This window comes from Microbacterium sp. zg.Y1084, from assembly GCF_024623595.1.
GTDB classification, from domain to species: Bacteria; Actinomycetota; Actinomycetes; order Actinomycetales; family Microbacteriaceae; genus Microbacterium; species Microbacterium wangruii.
In genome coordinates, this window is record NZ_JANJGV010000002.1 from 466675 (window position 1) to 486908 (window position 20234).

20 protein-coding genes are annotated in these 20234 nt (G+C 70.2%); 5 read left to right on the forward strand and 15 right to left on the reverse strand.

The window, feature by feature from the left end; all coding sequences use genetic code 11:
* The first annotated feature begins 44 nt into the window (after window positions 1–44).
* The 3 genes from NQ165_RS03475 to NQ165_RS03485 are packed head-to-tail and all read left to right on the forward strand — an operon-like array spanning window position 45 to window position 3036.
* Window positions 45–1319, forward strand: a complete 1275-nt coding sequence (locus NQ165_RS03475; protein ID WP_257531309.1) for a magnesium transporter MgtE N-terminal domain-containing protein — start codon at window positions 45–47, stop codon at window positions 1317–1319.
* Entirely contained in the window at window positions 1319–1882 is a 564-nt protein-coding gene (locus NQ165_RS03480; RefSeq protein ID WP_257531311.1) for a DUF1003 domain-containing protein, read from the forward strand. The genes NQ165_RS03475 and NQ165_RS03480 overlap by 1 nt, the downstream gene beginning before the upstream one ends.
* A complete protein-coding gene (locus NQ165_RS03485) occupies window positions 1879–3036 on the forward strand; it encodes an Mrp/NBP35 family ATP-binding protein (protein WP_257531313.1) in 1158 nt (385 codons plus the stop codon). Before NQ165_RS03480 ends, NQ165_RS03485 begins: the two co-directional genes overlap by 4 nt.
* 3 nt (window positions 3037–3039) lie before the next feature.
* On the opposite strand, the gene NQ165_RS03490 is transcribed toward NQ165_RS03485, so the two are convergent.
* A complete protein-coding gene (locus tag NQ165_RS03490) occupies window positions 3040–3417 on the reverse strand; it encodes a Sec-independent protein translocase TatB (RefSeq protein WP_257531315.1) in 378 nt (125 codons plus the stop codon).
* Window positions 3418–3487: 70 nt separating this feature from the next.
* Between NQ165_RS03490 and NQ165_RS03495 the strand changes: the two genes are divergently transcribed.
* Window positions 3488–4123, forward strand: a complete 636-nt coding sequence (locus tag NQ165_RS03495; protein WP_257531317.1) for an O-methyltransferase — start codon at window positions 3488–3490, stop codon at window positions 4121–4123.
* 56 nt (window positions 4124–4179) lie between these two features.
* On the opposite strand, the gene NQ165_RS03500 is transcribed toward NQ165_RS03495, so the two are convergent.
* The 3 genes from NQ165_RS03500 to dapE form a co-directional block, all read right to left on the reverse strand.
* Window positions 4180–4353, reverse strand: coding sequence for a DUF3117 domain-containing protein (locus NQ165_RS03500; protein WP_257531319.1), 174 nt, complete (start codon window positions 4351–4353; stop codon window positions 4180–4182).
* 84 nt (window positions 4354–4437) lie between these two features.
* On the reverse strand, window positions 4438–5661 hold the full coding sequence (locus NQ165_RS03505; protein WP_257531321.1) for a hypothetical protein: 1224 nt from the start codon (window positions 5659–5661) through the stop codon (window positions 4438–4440).
* The gene (gene dapE / locus NQ165_RS03510) at window positions 5643–6719 is read right to left on the reverse strand and encodes a succinyl-diaminopimelate desuccinylase (protein ID WP_257531323.1); all 1077 of its coding nucleotides are present in this window, start codon (window positions 6717–6719) and stop codon (window positions 5643–5645) included. Before dapE ends, NQ165_RS03505 begins: the two co-directional genes overlap by 19 nt.
* Before the next feature lie 43 nt (window positions 6720–6762).
* Here dapE and dapD point away from each other — a divergent pair, with 43 nt between their 5' ends.
* Window positions 6763–7710, forward strand: coding sequence for a 2,3,4,5-tetrahydropyridine-2,6-dicarboxylate N-succinyltransferase (gene dapD, locus NQ165_RS03515; protein WP_257531325.1), 948 nt, complete (start codon window positions 6763–6765; stop codon window positions 7708–7710).
* Window positions 7711–7713: 3 nt separating this feature from the next.
* On the opposite strand, the gene NQ165_RS03520 is transcribed toward dapD, so the two are convergent.
* The 11 genes from NQ165_RS03520 to NQ165_RS03570 all read right to left on the reverse strand — a co-directional run bounded on the left by NQ165_RS03520 (window position 7714) and on the right by NQ165_RS03570 (window position 20152).
* A complete protein-coding gene (locus tag NQ165_RS03520; RefSeq protein ID WP_257531327.1) occupies window positions 7714–9318 on the reverse strand; it encodes an L-lactate permease in 1605 nt (534 codons plus the stop codon).
* A gap of 94 nt (window positions 9319–9412) precedes the next feature.
* On the reverse strand, window positions 9413–10723 hold the full coding sequence (locus NQ165_RS03525; RefSeq protein WP_257531329.1) for a citrate synthase: 1311 nt from the start codon (window positions 10721–10723) through the stop codon (window positions 9413–9415).
* A 101-nt stretch (window positions 10724–10824) separates the two neighbouring features.
* On the reverse strand, window positions 10825–11931 hold the full coding sequence (dapC, locus tag NQ165_RS03530; RefSeq protein WP_257531331.1) for a succinyldiaminopimelate transaminase: 1107 nt from the start codon (window positions 11929–11931) through the stop codon (window positions 10825–10827).
* Between the two features lies 1 nt (window position 11932).
* Window positions 11933–12250: a ferredoxin gene (fdxA, locus tag NQ165_RS03535; protein WP_257516462.1), complete on the reverse strand. Its 318-nt coding sequence runs from the start codon at window positions 12248–12250 to the stop codon at window positions 11933–11935.
* Window positions 12247–12651: a histidinol dehydrogenase gene (locus NQ165_RS03540; protein ID WP_257531333.1), complete on the reverse strand. Its 405-nt coding sequence runs from the start codon at window positions 12649–12651 to the stop codon at window positions 12247–12249. Before NQ165_RS03540 ends, fdxA begins: the two co-directional genes overlap by 4 nt.
* 20 nt (window positions 12652–12671) lie before the next feature.
* On the reverse strand, window positions 12672–12986 hold the full coding sequence (locus NQ165_RS03545; RefSeq protein WP_257531335.1) for an AzlD domain-containing protein: 315 nt from the start codon (window positions 12984–12986) through the stop codon (window positions 12672–12674).
* Complete coding sequence (locus NQ165_RS03550) at window positions 12983–13750, reverse strand: AzlC family ABC transporter permease (protein ID WP_257531337.1); 768 nt, start codon at window positions 13748–13750, stop codon at window positions 12983–12985. Before NQ165_RS03550 ends, NQ165_RS03545 begins: the two co-directional genes overlap by 4 nt.
* 24 nt (window positions 13751–13774) lie before the next feature.
* A complete protein-coding gene (gene typA, locus NQ165_RS03555; RefSeq protein ID WP_257531339.1) occupies window positions 13775–15685 on the reverse strand; it encodes a translational GTPase TypA in 1911 nt (636 codons plus the stop codon).
* A 176-nt stretch (window positions 15686–15861) separates the two neighbouring features.
* Window positions 15862–17586 carry an ABC transporter ATP-binding protein gene (locus tag NQ165_RS03560; protein WP_257531753.1) on the reverse strand — a complete coding sequence of 575 codons (1725 nt, stop codon included), beginning with the start codon at window positions 17584–17586 and terminating at the stop codon, window positions 15862–15864.
* A gap of 5 nt (window positions 17587–17591) precedes the next feature.
* Window positions 17592–18635, reverse strand: coding sequence for an ABC transporter permease (locus NQ165_RS03565; RefSeq protein WP_257519191.1), 1044 nt, complete (start codon window positions 18633–18635; stop codon window positions 17592–17594).
* Entirely contained in the window at window positions 18632–20152 is a 1521-nt protein-coding gene (locus NQ165_RS03570) for an ABC transporter permease (RefSeq protein WP_257531341.1), read from the reverse strand. The genes NQ165_RS03565 and NQ165_RS03570 overlap by 4 nt, the downstream gene beginning before the upstream one ends.
* Window positions 20153–20234 lie beyond the last annotated feature (82 nt).

Consider the following 20234-nt stretch of genomic DNA (forward strand, 5'->3'; position numbering starts at 1 on the left):
GGGCCGGGGCCGCGCGGGTGCACCCCGCGCACTACGCTGGGGGCGTGAGCACGCAGAGGGTCTTCGTCGCGCGGCTGGTCGGCTGCACGGTCTTCGATCCTGCCGGCGACCGTCTGGGCAAGGTGCGCGACGTCGTCGTCATCTTCCGCAAGGACGACCCGCCGCGCGTCATCGGGCTGGTCGTGGAGATCCCCGGCCGCCGCCACGTGTTCCTGTCGATCGGCCGCGTGACCTCGATCGCCACGGGCCAGGTCATCACGACCGGCCTGATCAACGTGCGCCGCTTCCAGCAGCGCGGCGGCGAGGTGCGCGTCATGGCGGAGCTGCTCGGGCGCAAGGTGTACCTGCGCGACGGCAGCGGCACCGCCGTCATCGAAGACGTCGCCATCGATCGCAGCCGCCTCGGCGACTGGGACGTGTCCCAGCTGTTCCTGCGCCGGCCCAAGACCAGCGCGGCGCCCTTCGCCAAGGGTCCGACGACGTTCGCGGCCTGGGACGAGGTGCGCGAGCACCAGGTGCCCGGTGAGGCGCAGTCCGCCGAGCAGCTCGTGGCCACCTACTCGGAGCTGCGCCCCGCCGATCTCGCGAACACCCTGCTGGACCTGCCTGCCGAGCGGCTGCTCGAAGTCGCCGGCGAGCTGCCCGACGACCGCCTCGCCGACGCCCTCGAGGAGATGCCGGAAGACGAGCAGATGCACATCCTCGAGAACCTCGGCGACGAGCGCGCCGCCGACGTCCTCGACCACATGGAGCCCGACGATGCCGCCGACCTGCTCGGCCAGTTCCCCGAGGGCCGCATCGCGCAGCTGCTCGAGCTGATGGAACCCGATGAGGCCGAGGACGTGCGGGCGCTGCTGGAGTACGGCCCCGACACCGCCGGCGGCCTCATGACGAACGAGCCCATCGTGCTCTCGGCCGAGAACACCGTCGCCGAGGCGCTGGCGCTCATCCGGCGGCACGAGCTGCACCCGGCCCTCGCGGCCGCCGTGTACATCACGCTGCCCCCCTTCGAGACGCCCACCGGCCGCTTGCTGGGCGTCGTCCACTTCCAGCGGATGCTGCGATACCCGCCGCACGAGCGTCTGGGCGCCATCATCGACGACTCCCTCGAGCCCGTGCCGGCCACGGCGCCCGCATCCGAGGTGGCGCGACTGCTGGCGACCTACAACCTCGTGTCGCTCCCCGTGGTCGATCAGGGCCACCGCCTCGTCGGCGCGGTCAGCGTCGACGACGTGCTGGACTACCTGCTGCCCGACGACTGGCGCTCTCACGATGCGCCCCGTCATGACAGCGTCTCCCGCCGAACGGTCGGCCGCTGATGGCGCGCGCACGCAAGGCGACCCTCGAGGCGCCCCGGGGACGCCCGGGGATGCTCGCCCGCAGCGGCCCCCCGCAGCCCTCCAACGACCGATTCGGCCGGTTCACCGAGTGGATCGCGCGTGCCATGGGCACGCCGATGTTCCTGCTGCTGCTGAGCCTGTTCTGCATCGCGTGGCTCTCCTGGAACACCCTCATGCCGGTGCACCTTCGCTTCGACTCGGCCGCGAACGGGTTCACCGCCCTCACCCTCATGCTGTCGCTGCAGGCCTCGTACGCCGCCCCGCTGATCCTGCTGGCCCAGAACCGTCAGGACGACCGCGACCGCGTGCAGATCGAGCAGGACCGCCAGCGCGCCGAGCGCAACCTGGCGGACACCGAGTACCTGGCCCGGGAGATCGTGGCCCTGCGCATGGCGCTGACCGAGGTCACCAGCGAGGTCGTCACCCGCGACGTGCTCCGTCAGGAGCTCGCCCGCGCTCTCGAGCGCCGCCCAGAGTCCGAAGAAGGCGACGACGTCGCCGACCGACCACAGACCGCCGACGACGGGCACGCGAACCGATGACCGCACTCGACGACGCCGTTCGCGCGGCGGTCGGCGCCGTCACCGATCCGGAGCTGCGCCGTCCCCTCGCCGAGCTCGACATGGTGCGCAGCATCAGCGTCGACGCCGGTGTCGACGGCGCCCGCGCCCGCGTGGGAATCGACCTCACGATCGTCGGATGCCCTGCCGCGGACCGGATCGAGGCCGACGTACGCGCTGCGGCGATGGGCGTCCCCGGAATCGACGGGGTCGACCTCGAGATCGGTGTGATGACCCCCGCGCAGCGCGCCGCGCTCACGGAGCGGCTGCGGGGCGGTCGCGCCGCGCGGCAGATGCCGTTCGGCCCGGATTCCCTCACCCGCGTCATCGCCGTCACGAGCGGCAAGGGCGGCGTGGGCAAGTCGTCGCTCACCGCCAACCTCGCCGTCGCGCTCGCGGCCCGGGGCGCCGCCGTGGGCGTCATCGACGCCGACGTGCACGGCTTCTCGATCCCGGGCCTGCTGGGACTGGTCGATGGCGACGGGATGCCGCCCCAGCCGACCCGCATCGACGACCTGATGCTGCCGCCGGTCGCGCACGGCGTGAAGGCGATCTCGATCGGGATGTTCCTCCCCCGTGACACTGCGGCCCCCGGCGCCGTGGCCTGGCGCGGGCCGATGCTCCACCGCACCATCCAGCAGTTCCTCACCGACGTGTACTTCGGCGACCTCGACGTGCTCCTGCTGGACATGCCGCCGGGCACCGGCGATGTCGCCATCTCGGTCGGTCAGTTCCTCCCCCACGCGGAGGTGCTCGTCGTGACGACCCCGCAGTCCGCGGCATCCGATGTCGCCGTCCGCAGCGGCCTGGTCGCCCGCCAGACCGGGCAGCACGTCATCGGCGTGGTCGAGAACATGGCCGCGATGACACTGCCCGACGGCACGGTGCTCGACCTGTTCGGCAGCGGCGGCGGCGCCGCGGTCGCCCGCGCGCTGTCGGCCGACGGCGCCGAGGTGCCGCTCTTGGCCACCGTGCCGCTCAGCCCGTCGCTGCGGGCGGCCGGGGATGCGGGCGTGCCCGTCGTCGTCGGGGCACCCGACGACCCGGCGGCGGCCGCGATCACCGCGCTGGCGGCCGACCTGCTCGCCCGCGGGCGTGGCCTGGCCGGCAGATCCCTGCCGTTCGCTCCCCGCTAGGGCTCAGGTCGCTTCGCTGTCGAAGGGAGGCGGCCCGTCGGGCCTCTGCAGCGGCGGCGTCGCAGGCGCAGCAGCGGTCGTCATCGCCGCGCCGGTCGCCGCGGCGCGCACCGTGGTCGTGGGAGCGTCGTCCAGCAGCGCCTCACGGATGATGCGGCGCGGGTCGTACTGACGAGGGTCCAGTTTCCGCCAGTCGACGTCGTCGAGGCCTTCGCCCATCTCCTCCTGCACACGCGTCTTCGCGCCGGAGACCCAGTCCCGCGCCTTGACCGTGAGGCGGGCGAGACCCTCTGCGTAGCGCGGCAGTCGCTCGGGGCCGATGAGCATGCCGGCGATCACGGCGATCAGCAGCAGCTTCTCCCACGTGAGCCCGAACACCATGCCTCCAGGTTACCCGTGCGCCTGCGGGGTTGCCGCGGATCACCCGCGTACGCTGACTCCTGGAGGTGCCATGGGCGAGCACGACGCGAACCGCAGGTTCGCAGCGGAGGTGACGGTCGAACCCGACGCGATCGGAAGGGCACGGGCGCATGCGCTCGAGCTGGGCGCCGAGCCCATCAGCGCCCCGGTCGGCGCACAGTGCGCCGTGATCGCGGCGGCCTCCAAAGCCCTGAACATCGTCGAGGTCGGCACCGGCGCCGGGGTCTCCGGACTCTGGCTGCTGCACGGATCGCCCCAGGCGACCCTCACCACCATCGACATCGAGCCGGAGCATCTCGGCGCCGCCCGCCAGGCGTTCTCGGCCGCGGGCATCGCGCCCGCGCGTGCGCGCTTCATCGCCGGCCGCGGAGCCGACGTGCTGCCGCGCATGAACGAAGCCTCCTACGACATCGTGCTGATCGACGCCGACCCCGAGGGCGTCATCGAGTACGTCGAGCACGGCCTGCGCCTCGTGCGCGCCGGGGGCACCGTGCTGGTGCCTCGCGTGCTCGGCGGAGGCGCCGTGGCCGATCCGGTGCGACGCGACCCGATCACCAGCGCGTATCGCTCCCTCATCCAGGAGACCCAGGCATCGCCCGCCGTCATCGGTGCGCTGTCGATCGCGGGCGAGGGCCTGCTGCAGCTGACGACCGTCGCCTCACGCTGACCGCACACGAGAGCGGCCGGCCCCGAAGGACCGGCCGCTCTCGTGTCACGGATGTGTCAGGCTGCGTTGACGACGCCACCGAGGACGTCATAGAGCTCTTTCGCCTCGTCGTCGTTGACGGAGACGACCAGGCGGCCGCCGCCCTCGAGGGGAACGCGCACGATGATCAGGCGTCCCTCCTTCACGGCCTCCATCGGTCCATCACCGGTTCGCGGCTTCATGGCTGCCATACGGGCTCCCTTTCGTCGTAGGTCCTCGCTGAGTTTATCGTGTGAAACGGCTATGGGATAATTCCGGCTCGCCCATCGCTCTGGTCAGGGGACCCTCCAGAAGGTGTTCCCGAGGGCGTACATCTCGTAGATCCACCACGCCTGACCGGCCAGGCACAGTGCCAGCACCCCCACCCGCCAGGCGGTGGAGCGGGGCACGGCGACCGCGCCCCACAGCGGCGAGAGCGGCAGCAGCAGGCGCCAGGTGCTGGACTGCGGGAAGAAGACGGCCAGCAGATACAGCAGGTAGCTCGCGCTCCAGAGCCGCAGATCCACCCCGAGTGCGCGCGCGTAACGGCTTCGCCACAGGGCCACGGCCGTCAGCCCGACCAGCAGCACGAGCACGATCACCCCGACGGCGGCGGGCAGCCCCAGGACTCCCGCCCAGAAGGCGCTTCCCTGCACGAACCCCTCGAAGGGCACGAATCCCGCACCGGCATCGGGCAGCCACGAGCGACGCCACGCCAGTTCGGTCGACAGGTACGCGTCGGGATGTCCGGTGACCGCGCCGGCGATGACGATCCAGGAGAACCCCACGACGGCGGCGAGCAGGCCGGTCACGACGATGTTCACGACATCACGAGCCGGGAGCGGCTCGGTGCGACGGGTGAGCCAGCGATGGATGCCGTGGAGCGCCAGGAAGAGCGAGAAGGCGAGCACGCCCGGCCGGGTGAACCCCATGAGCGGAACGAGGGCGTACAGCCACCCGTAGCGCCGGCGCGCCACGGCCCACAGCCCGAGCATCAGCACCAGCAGGAACAGCGACTCCGCATAGCCGACGTGGAACATCGCCGCCAGCGGAGCGCACGCGAACATCGCAGCGGACCAGAGCGCCGCCGCCCTGCCGATGCGCTGCGTCAGCAGACGGCACAGCACGTAGGTCGCGCCGTAGCCGGCCAGCAGCGAGACCACGCCGGCGCCCGCCACCCACGACCCCAGCGGCAGCCCCACGACCGCTGCCACGGCCGGATACACCGGCAGGAAGGCCCACGCGTTCTCGGCGACGAGGCCCGCCTCGGTGATGGGAAGCGCAGCAGGGTAACCCGCCACAGCCACGAGCCAGTACCACTGCGCGTCCCAACCGGAGAGCAGGTCGCCCACAGTGGCGTCGGCGCCGAACCGTGAGCCGGGCCCCGAGAGAGCCGCCGCGGCCAGCAGCAGTCCCGTCGTGATGATCCGTGCGCCCACGTACAGTGCCGCCACCTGCAGCGACAGCGGCATCCCCGCCGGCAGGCGGAGGGTGGGACGCGTCAGGGAGCGCTCAGCCATGCGCGAAGACCCCGCTCGACGGCGTCGATCTGCGCCAGCGGCACGCGCTCCTCGTCGTGGTGGGCGAGCATCGCGTCGCCCGGCCCGTAATTGACGGCAGGAACGCCCATCGCCGAGAACCGCGCCACGTCGGTCCAGCCGTACTTGGGCTTGGGCGTGGCACCCACGGCGGCGACGAACTCCTGCGCCAGCGCGGCATCCAGCCCCGGCCGCGCGCCCTCCGCGGCGTCGGTGATCTCCACCTCGTACCCCGCGAAGACTTCCCGCACATGGCGCTCCGCCTCGGCGGCGTCGCGGCTCGGGGCGAAGCGATAGTTCACCTCCACTTCGCAGAGGTCGGGGATGACGTTGCCGGCGACGCCACCCGCGATGCGGACGGCGTTGAGACCCTCCCGGTACACGAGGCCCTCGACCTCGATCTCCTGCGGGCGGTAGTCGGCGAGCCGGGCCAGCACAGGGGCGGCGGCGTGGATGGCGTTGTCGCCCATCCAGGCCCGGGCGCTGTGCGCCCGCACGCCCCGGGTGCGCACCACGGCGCGGAGCGTCCCGTTGCAGCCGCCCTCCACCTCGCCGCCGGAAGGTTCTCCCAGGATGGCGAAGTCGGCGGCGAACAGGTCGGGGCGGCTGCGGGCCAGGCGCGTCAGCCCGCTGCGCGAGGCTTCGACCTCCTCGTGGTCGTACCAGAGCCAGGTGATGTCGACCCGGGGGTCCACGAGCTCCGCGGCCAGCTTGAGCTGCACCGCCACCCCCGCCTTCATGTCGACGGTGCCGCGACCCCACAGATAGGGCTCGCCGTCGACCTCGATGTGGCGGGTGGGGAGGTTGGCGTTGATCGGCACCGTGTCGAGGTGGCCGGCGATCGCGACGCGCTGGGCGCGGCCGAGGTCGGTGCGCGCCACGATCGTGTCGCCGTCGCGGTGCACCTCGAGGTGCGGCAGCTCGATCAGCACCTCGTGGATCGCGTCGGCCAGCGCGGTCTCGTCATCCGAGACGCTGGGGATGTCGCAGATCGCGCGGGTGATGTCGACGGAGGACGCGGTGAGGTCTAGCCGTGGCATCCCCCGAGTCTAGCCAGCCGGCGCAGCCCGATAATCTGGAGGGATGAGCGATGCACGATGGATCTGGGCCACGGGACTGACGACCACTGCGGCGGACGGCACCGTGCTCGACGCCTGGTTCCCCCGCCCCGAGGCGGGTCGTCGCCCTGTCGACGTCGACGCCGAGGCGGATCTCGATGGCCTCACCGGACCCGATGAGCGACGCCGGGTGACCGTGTCGGCGGTGTCGCTGGAGATCGACCTGGATGCCGCGCCCGGCTCGACCGCCGACGCGTACCTGCGGCTGCACGCGCTGTCCCACCGCCTCGTCGCACCGAACGACCTCAACCTCGACGGCATCTTCGGTCACCTTCCGATCGTCGCGTGGACCAACGCCGGCCCGATGCTCCCCGACGACGCCGCCGCGCTGCGCCCGTCGCTGCAGCGCCACGGCATCCAGGTGCAGGGCCTCGACAAGTTCCCGCGCCTCACCGACTACGTCGTTCCCGCTGGCGTGCGCATCGCCGACACCTCCCGCGTGCGCCTGGGCGCCTACCTCTCCCCCGGCACCACGGTGATGCACGAGGGATTCGTCAACTTCAACGCCGGCACGCTGGGCGCCTCGATGGTGGAGGGGCGCATCTCACAGGGCGTCGTCGTCGGCGACGGCAGCGACATCGGCGGCGGGGCCTCGATCATGGGCACGCTCTCCGGCGGGGGCAGCCACCGGGTGTCAATCGGCGCGCGGACGCTGCTGGGCGCCAACGCCGGCATCGGCATCTCGCTCGGCGACGACTGCGTGGTGGAGGCCGGGCTGTATGTCACCGCCGGCACGAAGGTCGTGCTCGCCGACGGGCCGGCACGTCACGACGGCGCGCCCCAGGTCGTGAAGGCCGCAGAGCTCTCCGGCGCCTCCGGCGTGCTGTTCCGCCGCAACTCGCTCACCGGCGCCGTCGAGGCCGTGCGGCGCGAGGGCGTCGGCGTCACACTGAACGAGGCTCTGCACGCCTGAGCGTCAGAACACCAGGAACAGCGTGAAGCACCACAGGCAGATGAACACCAGCATCCCCAGGCTGTAGAGGATCGACGCCCGCAGGATCTCGCTCTCGCGGCCCGACAATCCCACCGCCCCGGCGGCGATCGCGATCGACTGCGGAGAGATGACCTTCGCCGTGTTGCCGCCGGCGGTGTTGCCCGCCACCAGCAGCGACGGGTCGGCGCCGATGCCCTGCGCACTGGCCACCTGCAACGGCCCGAAGAGGGTGTTGTTGTTGACCACCGAGCCGGTGAGGAACACCCCGACCCAGCCGATGACGGGGGCCACGAGCGGCACCAGCACGCCCATCGCCGCGAGGGCCTGCCCCATCGAGGTCGAACCGCCGGAGTAGTTGGCGATGTTCGCCAGCGCCAGGATCAGGGCGATCAGCACGAGCGCCTGCCATAGCGTGCGCAGCGTCCCGCCCAACTCCCCCAGCAGACTCGGCCGCGACGCGCGTGGCGTCGTGAGGTACGACACGATGACCGCCAGCAGGATGGCGGTGCCGGTCGCATTGATCGGCGTGAACGCCCACGTGGCGGTGACGACGGTGCCGGACGCGGTGACCACCTCGTCGGTCAAACCGGCGATCGGCACCGCGAAGGCGGCGCCGGCCAGCGGCCCCTCCGCGGCGAACAGGTTCTTGAAGAACGGCAGGCTCCACAGCAGGATGAACGCCGTCAGGATGTAGAACGGGCTCCAGGCCCGTGCGATCTCACCCAGCGAGTGGGACTGCGCCTCGGGGACGGCATCGCCGTCGGCGCGGAACTGGTTCTTGGGCTGCCAGATCCGTCCCAGGAGGAACAGCGCGACCATCGTCCCGAGACCGGCGCCGAGGTCGGCCAGCTCGGGTCCGAGGAACCAGAGCACCCCGCCCTGGATGCCACTGAAGACCACGGTGACCACCAGTGTCGCCGGCCATGTCTCCCGCAGGCCTCGCCAGCCGTCGAGGATCACGACGAGCAGGAAGGGGATCAGCACCGTGAGCGGCTGCAGCACGACGACCATCGCCTTCGACAGCACGGCGACGTCGATCCCGGTGACCTGGGCACCGACGAGCACGGGGATGCCGATGGCGCCGTACGCGCCCGCGCCGGCGTTGGCGACGAGGCAGATCATGGCCGCCCGCACCGGGCGGAAGCCCAGCTGCACGAGCAGCGCAGCGCAGATGGCGATGGGGACCCCGAACCCGGCGGCACCCTCCAGGAACGCTCCGAAGGCGAACGCGATCAGCAGCACCTGGATGCGCTGGTCACGCGAGATGCCGCCGATCGAGGCGCGGATGACGTCGAAGTGACCGCTCGCGACCGCCAGCCGGTACAGCCACAGCGCCATCACGACGATGTAGGCGATCGGCCAGAGCGCGGTGAGGATGCCCAGCAGACCGGACCCGGCGACGGCGCTCGCCGGCATCCCGAACCCCCACATCGACACGATGATCTGGGCGACCAGCGCGATCACGGCGGCGAGGATGCCGGTGAGCTTGAGCAGCACCAGACACACCAGGAACACGACGATCGGGATCGCCGCCGTCAATGCAGAGAGCCAGAGGCTCCCGAAAGGGTCCGTCGTCTGTTCCCACATGGCGCCTCCGCTCGTACGGATGGTCGTGCGCGGGTCAGGCTACGCCCCAACGGCCCCGAAGGTCACCCCTCCGGCTCGGCGAGGCCGCGACGCGTCAGGCGCCGGGGTAATCGCGCAGCGGCGAGCCGGTGTACAGCTGCTGCGGGCGGCCGATCTTCGTCTGCGGGTCGTTCTGCATCTCGCGCCAGTGGGCGAGCCAGCCGGGGAGGCGGCCGATCGCGAACAGCACCGTGAACATGCGGGTGGGGAAGCCCATCGCCTTGTAGATGACGCCGGTGTAGAAGTCCACGTTCGGGTACAGGCGGCGCTGCTGGAAGTAATCGTCGTTCAGCGCGATCTCCTCCAACTCCTTCGCGAGATCCAGCAGCGGGTCGTGCACGCCCAACTCGGTGAGCACTTCGTCGGCGGACTCCTTGACGAGCTTCGCGCGCGGGTCGTAGTTCTTGTACACGCGGTGCCCGAAGCCCATGAGCTTCACACCGTCTTCCTTGTTCTTGACCCGCTCGACGAAGCGCTGCACGCTCTCGCCGGAGTCGCGGATGCGAGCGAGCATGTCGAGCACGGCCTCGTTGGCACCGCCGTGCAGCGGTCCGTAGAGGGCGTTGATGCCGGCGGAGATCGAGGAGAACTGGTTGGCCCCCGTGGATCCCACCAGGCGCACGGTCGACGTCGAGGCGTTCTGCTCGTGGTCCTCGTGCAGGATCAGCAGGCGCTCGAGCGCCCGGGACATCACGGGGTTGATCTCGTACTGCTCGCTCATGACGCCGAAGTTCAGGCGCAGGAAGTTGTCGACGAAGCTCAGCGAGTTGTCGGGGTACAGGAACGCCTGGCCGACGCTCCTCTTGTGCGCGTAGGCGGCGATGACCGGCAGCTTCGCGAGCAGGCGGATGGTGTTGAGCTCCACGTGCTCGGGGTTGCTGGGGTCGGACTGACCCTCGTAATAGGTCGACAGGGCCGCCGTCGCCGACGACAGCACCGACATGGGGTGCGCGGTGTGCGGCAGCGACGAGAAGAAGCGCTTGATGTCCTCGTGCAGCAGCGTGTGACGGCGGATGCGCTCGTCGAATGCGCCGAGCTCGTCGGCGGTGGGCAGCTCGCCGTACAGCAGGAGCCAGGCGACCTCGAGGTAGGTGCTGTTGGTCGCCAGCTGCTCGATGGGGTATCCGCGGTAGCGGAGGATGCCCTCATCGCCGTCGATGTAGGTGATGGCGGACTTCGTGGCCGCCGTGTTGACGAAGCCGTAGTCGAGGGTGGTGTGACCGGTCTGCTTGGTGAAGGTCGACAGGTCGACGCTGGGCGCGCCGTCTGCGCCGGTGATGACCGGCAGTTCTGCGGTGCGCTCCCCGATCGTCACCGTGGCTACGGGCTGGGGGGCTGTGGGCTGCTGGGTGCTCGCGTCGCTCACGAAGCCTCCTTGCGGTCGGGGTCGTCGGTGGATACAGCCTACTGGGCTGGGCGGCGTACTCCGATCAGCGCCAGAGGAACGGCCGATCGGGTGGAGGAAACCTACGAGGGCGCCAGTCGCCTGGCCGCTTCGTAGATGCGCTCATCGGTCGCGGTGAGGGAGAAGCGCACGTGCTGCGGGAAGTGGCTGCCGTAGAAGTGGCCGGGACCGGCGAGGATGCCGCGCTCGGCCAGTGCGCCCATGCTCTCCCAGGCGTCGCGGCCTTCGGTGGCCCACAGGTACAGGCCGGCCTCGCTCTGGTCGATGCGGAAGCCCGCCCCTTCCAGGGCTGGGCGCAGCACGGCGCGCCGGCGACGGTAGATCTCCTTCTGCGCCGCGACGTGCGCGTCGTCGGCGAGGGCGGCGGCAGCCGCAGCCTGCACGGGCGCCGGCGGCATCAGGCCGAGGTGCTTGCGTGCCGTCAGCAGCCGGGCGACGATGTCGCCGTCTCCGGCGAGGAACGCGGCGCGGTAGCCGGCCAGGTTCGACTGTTTGCTCAGCGAGTAGACCGACAGCACGCCGGTGGGCTCTCCCCCGGTCACCCGCGGGTCGAGGATGCTGGGGACGGGCTCGTGCGCCCAGCGGCCGTCCCAGCCCAGTTCGGCGTAGCACTCGTCGCCGGCGATCACCGCGCCGAGCTCCCGGGCACGCGTCACCGCGGCACGCAGGTGGTCGTGGTCGAGAACGCGCCCGTCGGGGTTGCCCGGCGAGTTCAGCCAGATCAGGCGGGTGCCCTCCGGCCAGTCTGCGGGATCGTCGGCGGCCAGCGGCGTCGCGCCGACCAGCCGAGCGCCGACCTCGTAGGTGGGGTAGGCCGCGCGCGGGTGCACGACGACGTCCCCGGGGCCGAGGCCGAGCAGCAGCGGCAGCAGCGCGACGAGCTCTTTCGAACCCACCGTCGGCAGGACGTGGTCGGGGGTCAGCCCCGGCACGCCGCGCCGGCGGGCGAACCACGCGGCGATCGCCGCGCGCAGGCCGGGGGTTCCCGCCGTCTGAGGGTAGGCGTGCGCATCGGTCGCGGCGGCGAGGGCGGCCGCGATGACGGGCGGCGTCGGATCGACCGGAGAGCCGATCGAGAGGTCCACGATGCCCCCGCGGTGGGCGCGCGCGGTCGCCGCGTACGGCGCGACGGCATCCCAGGGGTAGTCGGCGAGGTCGGCGACCCCCACGTCAGGCCTGCGGCGGGAGAGCGGCGATGATCGGGTGATCGTGCTTGATCACCCCGGTCTTGGCGGCACCACCAGGCGAGCCGATGTCCTGGAAGAACTCGACGTTGGCCGTGTAGTAGTCCGCCCACTCGGCGGGGAGGTCGTCTTCGTAGTAGATCGCCTCGACGGGGCAGACCGGCTCGCAGGCGCCGCAGTCCACGCACTCATCGGGGTGGATGTACAGCGACCTCTCACCCTCGTAGATGCAGTCCACAGGGCACTCGTCGATGCAGGCTCGGTCCTTGACATCGACGCACGGAAGAGCGATCACATACGTCACCGCTTCAGTCTAGGCGACCTCTCGGGAGAGGGAAGGCGGGACAGATCCGGCCAGGCCACGACGACCGCCACGATCAGCGGAACCGCGATGGTCCACACCAGGCCGGGAGAGAACTCCCCCGCGGGTGGCGCGGGCACGATGACCGACCCGCCCGGGCCGGCACCGGAGAACACCAGCGCGGCCACCATCACGCCGAGACCTGCGGCCAGAGCCGCCCAGCGGTCGGCGGTGAGCAGCCGCATCGCGATCAGCAGCGCGGTCACCCCGATGACGGCCAGCAGCAGGCCCAGCGGGATCGGCCCGAGGAGGAAGGCCTGCGCGACCGTGCCGGCCACACCGTAGACGAGCCCCACGGCGAGGGCGAGGATCCACGTCACTACGCGGGCACCGGTCGTCGTCACGGGTTCAGTCTAGGCGGCGGTCAGGCCGCCCACCCGGCGAGGCGCAGCAGCGCGGCGGTCGCGGCGGCGGCGACCACCACCACGAGGAAGGGGGCGCGCAGCAGCAGCAGCCCGGCGGCCACCGCCAGGGCGGGCACGCGGGCGTCGACCACCACGGCCTGCCCGATCCCCAGCGCCTGGACGGCGACGAGGGCGGCCAGGAGCGCCACGGTGAGCAGATCCGCGATGCGGGAGGGCGCCGGCGCCTCGAGCACCTTCGGCGGGATGAGATACCCGACCGCCTTCAGCCCGACGCACACGACGGATGCCAGGAGCACCGCGGTCCAGAGGGTCACGGCAGCCCCTCCCGCTCGGGCACGTCGTCGGGTTCGGCGAAGCCCGTCGCGGCTCCGCGGGGCGCGAACCAGTTGAACGCGCCCACCACGATCGCCACCACTGCGGCGAGGAGCACCGGCAGGCCGGGCATGAGGGCCGGCGTGAGCACGGTGGCGACGACGGCGGCCGCGACTCCCACCACGATCGCCTGCCGCTGCCGCAGGCGCGGCCACAGCAGCGCGAGGAACGCCGCAGCGGCCGCGGCATCGAGTCCGTAGGCACGGGGGTCGCCGAGCAGATCGCCGAGGAGCGCTCCGGCGAGGGTGGACAGGTTCCAACCGACGTAGATTCCGACCCCGGTGACCCAGAACCCCGCGCGGCGCGCACGCGGCGCGGTCTGGGCGAGCGCGACGGCGGTGGACTCGTCGATGGTGAACTGCGCCGCTGCGGCCCGGTGCCAGCGCCGGCCGCCGATCACCGGAGCCATGCGCATCGCATAGGCGACGTTGCGCACGCCCAGGAGGCTCGCCGAAGCGATGGCCGCCGGCGCGGCAGCCACTCCCCCGGCGCCGATCACGCCGACGAACGCGAACTGCGAGCCGCCGGTGAACATCATCAGGCTCAGCACGCACGTGTGCCATACGTCGAGGCCGGCGGACACCGCCAGCGCGCCGAACGACACCCCGTAGGCGCTGGTCGCCAGGGCGACGCCCAACCCTTCGCGGGTCGCGCGTCGCACCTGGCGGTCGGCATCCGCCCCGGCGGAGGGCGGGTCTTCACTCACCCGTCGATGCTACCGGGCACCGGCTCAGGCGCTGGCGTCCTGGCGCTTCAGGCGGGCGGTGGCGCGGGCTCGCTCGTTGCCGTCCAGGTTCACCTTGCGGATGCGCACGATCTCGGGGGTGACCTCGACGCATTCGTCGTCGCGGGCGAACTCGAGGCTCTCCTCGAGCGTCAGCACCCGCGGCGGCGTCATCGACTCGAAAGTGTCCGAGCTCGCGGCACGCATGTTCGTGAGCTTCTTCTCCTTGGTGATGTTCACGTCCATGTCGTCTGCGCGCGAGTTCTCGCCGATGACCATGCCCTCGTACACCTCCTGCGTGGGCTGGACGAAGAACGACATCCGCTCCTGCAGGGCGATCATCGCGAAAGGCGTGACGACACCCGAGCGGTCAGCGACGACGGAGCCGTTCTGACGCGTCTGGATGTGCCCGGCCCACGGCTCGTAGCCGTGCGAGATCGCGTTGGCGATGCCGGTGCCGCGGGTGGTGGTGAGGAACTCGGTGCGGAAGCCGATGAGACCGCGGGAGGGGACGATGAACTCCATGCGCACCCAGCCGGTGCCGTGGTTGGTCATGTTTTCCATGCGCCCCTTGCGGGCGGCCAGCAGCTGGGTGATCGCACCCAGGTACTCCTCGGGGGCGTCGATCGTGAGGTGCTCGAACGGCTCGTACGTCTTGCCGTCGATCTTCTTCGTGACCACCTGGGGCTTGCCGACGGTCAGCTCGAAGCCTTCGCGGCGCATGTTCTCGACGAGGATGGCCAGGGCCAGCTCACCGCGGCCCTGCACCTCCCACGCGTCGGGGCGCCCGATGTCGACGACCTTCAGCGACACGTTTCCGATGAGCTCTCGGTCGAGGCGGTCCTTGACCATGCGCGCGGTCAGCTTGTGACCCTTGACCTTGCCGACCAGCGGCGAGGTGTTCGTGCCGATCGTCATCGAGATCGCCGGCTCGTCGACGTGGATCTGCGGCAGGGGCCGCACGTCCTCGGGGTCGGCGATCGTCTCACCGATCGTGATGTCGGGGAAACCGGCGATGGCGACGATGTCGCCGGGGCCGGCGGACTCGGCCGGGTAGCGGTCGAGGGCGCGGGTCTTCAGCAGCTCGGTGATGCGGGCGTTGCTGGTCGTGCCGTCGGCGCGCACCCAGGCCACCGTCTGGCCCTTCTTCAGCGTGCCGTTGAAGACGCGCAGCAGGGCGAGGCGGCCGAGGAACGGCGAGGAGTCGAGGTTGGTGACCCACGCCTGCAGCGGCGCCTCGTCGTCGTAGGACGGGGCAGGCACGTGCTGCAGGATGGCCTCGAACAGCGGCTCCAGGTCGTCGTTGTCCGGCAGGCTGCCGTTCTCGGGACGAGTGGTGGATGCCGCGCCCGCGCGACCCGAGGCGTAGACGACCGGAACGTCGAGCAGTGCGTCGACGTCGAGGTCGGGCACATCGTCCTGCAGATCGGAGGCGAGGCCCAGCAGCAGGTCGTGGGCTTCTTCCTCGACCTCGGCGATGCGGGCGTCGGGGCGGTCGGTCTTGTTGACCAGCAGGATGACGGGAAGCTTGGCCTCCAGCGCCTTGCGCAGCACGAAGCGGGTCTGCGGGAGGGGGCCCTCGCTGGCATCCACCAGCAGCACCACGCCGTCGACCATGGACAGGCCGCGCTCGACCTCGCCGCCGAAGTCGGCGTGGCCGGGGGTGTCGATGACGTTGATCGTCACCGGGGAGTCGGTGTGCAGGCCGTTGTAGGTGATCGCCGTGTTCTTGGCGAGGATCGTGATGCCCTTCTCACGCTCGAGGTCGTTCGAGTCCATCGCGCGCTCCTCCATGTGCTCGTGAGAGCCGAAGGACCCGGTCTGGCGGAGCATCGCGTCGACGAGCGTGGTCTTGCCGTGGTCGACGTGCGCGACGATCGCGACATTACGGAGGTCCGGACGGAGGGCGTGCGCCATCGATTTTCCTTGCAGGGAGAGGGGAAAGAGTCTTCGCCGTCCCCCGGTGAAACCGAAAGGCCGACACTCCAGGATACAGGAAGCGAGGCGGGGTCTCGTCGACCCCGCCTCATTCCGTGTATATCCGCCTCCGCCGGCGAGCGTGCGAAGACGCTCTCACCTGGGGCTGATCGTGGCTACTCCCCCGCCTCCGGGGTTTCTCCGAGCGAGTCCAGCAGCGCGCGGCGGGCCAGCCGGCGCTCGCGCTGCTCGACCGGGTCGGGGACGGGCGACGAGGCGAGCAGACGCTTGGTGTAGTCGTCCTGCGGGTCGTGCAGCACGGTGCTCGTCACACCCTGCTCGACCGCGTGGCCGTTCTTCATCACCAGCACGTGGTCGGCGAGCATGTCGACGACGGCCAGGTCGTGGCTGACCAGCATGCAGGCGAAGTCGAACTCCCGCTGCAGCTCGCGCAGCATGTCGAGCACTGCGGCCTGCACGGAGACGTCGAGGGCCGACGTCGGCTCGTCCGCGATCAGCAGCTCGGGCTTCAGCGAGAGCGCGCGCGCGATCGACACACGCTGACGCTGACCGCCGGAGAGCTCGTGCGGGTAGCGGTTGACGACGTCGGTGGGAAGGCGCACGGCGTCGAGGAGCTCGCGGGCACGGGCCTGACGCGACCGCTTGTCGCCCACACGGTGCACGACCATCGGCTCGATGATGCACTCGCCGATCGGGAAGCGGGGGTTCAGCGACGACGCAGGGTCCTGGAAGACCGCGCCGATGTGACGACGCACGTTCTTCGCGGCGCGCCCGCGCAGCTTGGCGAAGTCCTCACCGCGCACCTTGAGCGAACCCGAGGCCACGGGAAGCAGGCCCAGCACCGCCTTCGCGATCGTGGACTTGCCCGATCCGGACTCACCCACGACGCCGAGCACCTCGCGCCTGCCGAGGTCGAAGGAGACCCCTTCGACGGCGCGGAACGCCTTGCCGCGCATCACGTAGTCCAGTGCGAGATCCTCGGCCACGAGCACCAGGTCGCGCTCGGCCGGCGTCGCCGCGGCGCGCTCGCGCTCGCGCGTCTCGGTGACCGCGGTACCCGCACCCAGGGCCGAACCCGACAGGCGCGGCACGGCGTTGAGCAGCTTGCGGGTGTAGGGGTGCTGCGGGTTCTTGAGCACGTCCGTCACCAGGCCCTGCTCGACGAGCTCGCCCTTGTACATGACGACCACGCGGTCGGCGAGGTCCGCCACGACGCCCATGTTGTGCGTGATCAGCAGGATGCCGGCGTCGAGGTCGTCCTTGAGCGACCGCATCAGGTCGAGGATCTCGGCCTGCACCGTGACGTCGAGAGCCGTCGTGGGCTCGTCGGCGATGATCACGCGAGGGTTCAGGGCGATCGCCATCGCGATGACGATGCGCTGCCGCTGACCTCCCGAGAACTGGTGCGGGTACTGCGAGATGCGCGTCTCGGGGTCGGGGATGCCCACGCGCTGCAGCAGCTCGACCGAGCGCTCCCGCGCGTCCGCACCGTAGGCGACGTCGTGCAGCTCGAAGACCTCGGTCATCTGCCGCTCCACCGTCAGCACCGGGTTCAGCGCCGACATCGGCTCCTGGAAGATCATCGCCACCTGGGTGGCCCGCATCGCGCGCATCTTCTCCGGCGCGATACCGACGACCTCGGTGCCGCCGACCTCGGCGGAGCCGGTGACCAGGGCGTTCTCGGGGAGCAGCCCCATGGCGGCCGATGAGCTCACCGACTTGCCCGAACCCGATTCACCCACGATCGCGACGACCTCGCCGGGGCGGAGATCGAGGCTCACACCCTTGACAGCGCGGACGAGTCCGGACTCGACGGCGAAGTCGACCCGCAGATCGGTGAGCCGCAGCACGGCATCCGCGTCTGCGGCATGCGTGTCCATGTACGTCACGACAGTCCCTTCTCAGCGCGCAGGCGTTCCAGTCTGCGTGGACTCCATTTGCGGGTCTGCCGCGGATCGAAGGCGTCGCGCAGACCGTCCCCGATGAAGTTCACCGCCAGCACGATGACCAGGATGATCATGCCCGGCCACCAGAACAGCCACGGCCGGTTGGTGAAGGCACCCTGGTACGTGCTGATGAGCAGACCGAGCGACGTCTCGGGCGCCCGCACACCGAACCCGAGGAAGCTCAGCGAGCTCTCGAGCAGGATCGCGCCGCCGATCGCGAACGTGGCATTCACGACGATGATGCCGATCGTGTTGGGCACCAGGTGCTTGAAGATGATCCGGAACGCGCTCGCACCGGTCGAACGGGCGGCCGCGACGTAGTCGCGCTCACGGAGCGAGAGGACCTCTCCGCGCACCAGACGCGCCAGGCCCGTCCACGAGGCGAGACCGATCATCAGGGCGAGCGCGAAGATGCCTCCGCCGGAGATCTTGCCGAGCACGGCGGCGAGGACGAGCAGCGGGATGACGATGAAGATGTCGGTGATGCGCATCAGCACGTTGTCGACCCAGCCGCGGAAGTAGCCCGCGACCGCGCCCATGACGGCGCCGATCGTCGTCGCGACGATACCCACGGTGAAGGCGATGATCAGCGACCGCTGGGTGCCGACCATCACGAGCGAGAAGTAGTCCTTGCCGACGTTGTCCTGCCCGAAGGGGTGCTCGCCCCAGCGGATGCCGTCCCCGCCGAGCCACGTCGGGATCAGGCTCAGCGTCGGACGGCCGCCGTCGATGACGTTGCCCGCCGCGAGGTAGCTCTTGTCCCACCAGCCGGGGATGCCGGCGAAGCCGATCGACGTGAAGGCGACGATGATGATCGCGAAGAGGAGGACGGTCGAGATCAGCGCCGCACGGTGACGGAGGAACCGTCGCAGCACCAGCCGTCCCTGTGAGAGCGGCTTGGTGTCCTTGGCGGCGAGGGCCGCGTCCTCGGCCTCTGCGAGGTCGTAGATCGCGTCGTTCTGGGGTGTGGAGTTGTTGCTCATACTCGGATCCTGGGGTCGAGGTAGGCGTAGGAGATGTCGGCGAGAAGGTTGAACAGCACCGCCACACCACCGGTGATCACGAAGAACGCCATGACCGGCGCGGGGTCGACCTGGTCGAGGCCGACGGCGAACAGGTCACCCATCCCCTTCCATCCGAAGACGCGTTCGGTAACGACCGCGCCGCCGATGAGGCCCGCGAAGTCGAACGCGGCGATCGTCGCGATCGGGATGAGGGCGTTGCGCAGCGCGTGCCGGAAGATGACGGTGCGCTCCGGCGCGCCCTTCGCGCGCGCGGTGCGGATGTAGTCCTGACGGTTCACCTCGAGCATCGAGGTGCGGGTGTACCGGCTGTAGCTCGCCAGTGAGATGAGCGTCAGCAGCAGCGTCGGCAGCAGCATCTGCGTGCCGTAGTCGAGGAAGGTCTCCCAGAAGCCACCGCGGAAGTTCGGCGTCTGCGAGCCGATCGTGGAGATCGGACGAGGCTTGAGATTCAGGAACGTCGGCCATACCCGGAAGAGGTGGTCGAGTGCCGTGAGTCCTGCACCGATCACGCCCGTCACCGTGGCGGCGATGATCGCCTGAGTGCGGTAACGGTGGCTCATGAACCGCGCGAGGACCCAGGGCAGGGCGATCGCGAGGACGATGCCGAGGATGAGCACGCCCCAGTTCATGTAGTAGACGAAGACGTTGAAGAGCACCAGCTGCATGATGCTGACGCCGGCAGCCGTGATGAGCGCCGGAACGAGCACCTCCCGGTTGCGCAGCCCCACGGTCATGGCGGTGACGCTGAGCGCCACACCGAAGGTCAGGACGGCGACGCCGATCATTCCGAGCTGGGGGTTGCGGAAGAGGTCGAGTGCCGTGAAGGTCGGCATCACGATGGCGAAGAACGCCGTGGTGACGAGGAAGGTCGCTATCCGCCGCTTGACGGAGCCCGCGAGAACCACCTGCATCACGAATCCGAGGACCACGGAGATGAGGATGATCTGTACCGGAGTGAAGCCCGGGTCCTGCAGCCAGTTGTTGAACCCGATGGCCATGTACTCCTTGAGGAGCACGGCGGCCCAGAACACCGGAAGCGAGAAGAAGAGGAAGGTGCCGAACGTCACCGCGTAGTCGAGGCCCGAGTACTGACGGACGGCGGTCAGGATGCCGACCGCGACGCCGATGATGAGGGCGAGCACGGTGGCAAGGAGGACGAGGCGCAGTGTCGAGGAAGCAGCCTGGCCGAGGAGGGTGCCGACATCTACGCCGGAGCGGTTGGTGCCGAAATCGCACTGGCCGATGACGCATCGGCTGACGCCGCCCAGCCAATCGAGATAGCGCTGCCACCACGGCAGGTCGAGATTCATGTACTCGATGCGCTGCTGGATCAGGAGCTCGCGGTTGCGCGCGTTGCTCTCGCGCAGCTCTGCGAGCGGATCCCCGGAGTTGATGACCAGTACGTACATCAGTACCGAGGCGCCCAGCATGATGCCGAACGCCTGGACCAGGCGTCGCAGGATGAACTTCAGCACGACAGTGCTTCCCTTCGGGTTTATCGGGAACGGTCGCGATCACAGATGTGCGGGCCGGCAGGAGGCCGACCCGCACATCTGA

Coding starts and splice junctions, on each gene's coding strand:
- NQ165_RS03520 (WP_257531327.1), bottom strand. CDS start 9,318: ATGTGGGAACAGACGACGGACCCTTTCGGGAGCCTCTGGCTCTCTGCA.
- NQ165_RS03500 (WP_257531319.1), bottom strand. CDS start 4,353: ATGGCAGCCATGAAGCCGCGAACCGGTGATGGACCGATGGAGGCCGTG.
- dapD (WP_257531325.1), top strand. CDS start 6,763: ATGAGCGATGCACGATGGATCTGGGCCACGGGACTGACGACCACTGCG.
- NQ165_RS03480 (WP_257531311.1), top strand. CDS start 1,319: ATGGCGCGCGCACGCAAGGCGACCCTCGAGGCGCCCCGGGGACGCCCG.
- NQ165_RS03490 (WP_257531315.1), bottom strand. CDS start 3,417: ATGGTGTTCGGGCTCACGTGGGAGAAGCTGCTGCTGATCGCCGTGATC.
- dapE (WP_257531323.1), bottom strand. CDS start 6,719: ATGCCACGGCTAGACCTCACCGCGTCCTCCGTCGACATCACCCGCGCG.
- NQ165_RS03485 (WP_257531313.1), top strand. CDS start 1,879: ATGACCGCACTCGACGACGCCGTTCGCGCGGCGGTCGGCGCCGTCACC.
- typA (WP_257531339.1), bottom strand. CDS start 15,685: ATGGCGCACGCCCTCCGTCCGGACCTCCGTAATGTCGCGATCGTCGCG.
- NQ165_RS03560 (WP_257531753.1), bottom strand. CDS start 17,586: ATGGACACGCATGCCGCAGACGCGGATGCCGTGCTGCGGCTCACCGAT.
- NQ165_RS03495 (WP_257531317.1), top strand. CDS start 3,488: ATGGGCGAGCACGACGCGAACCGCAGGTTCGCAGCGGAGGTGACGGTC.
- NQ165_RS03565 (WP_257519191.1), bottom strand. CDS start 18,635: ATGAGCAACAACTCCACACCCCAGAACGACGCGATCTACGACCTCGCA.
- NQ165_RS03505 (WP_257531321.1), bottom strand. CDS start 5,661: ATGGCTGAGCGCTCCCTGACGCGTCCCACCCTCCGCCTGCCGGCGGGG.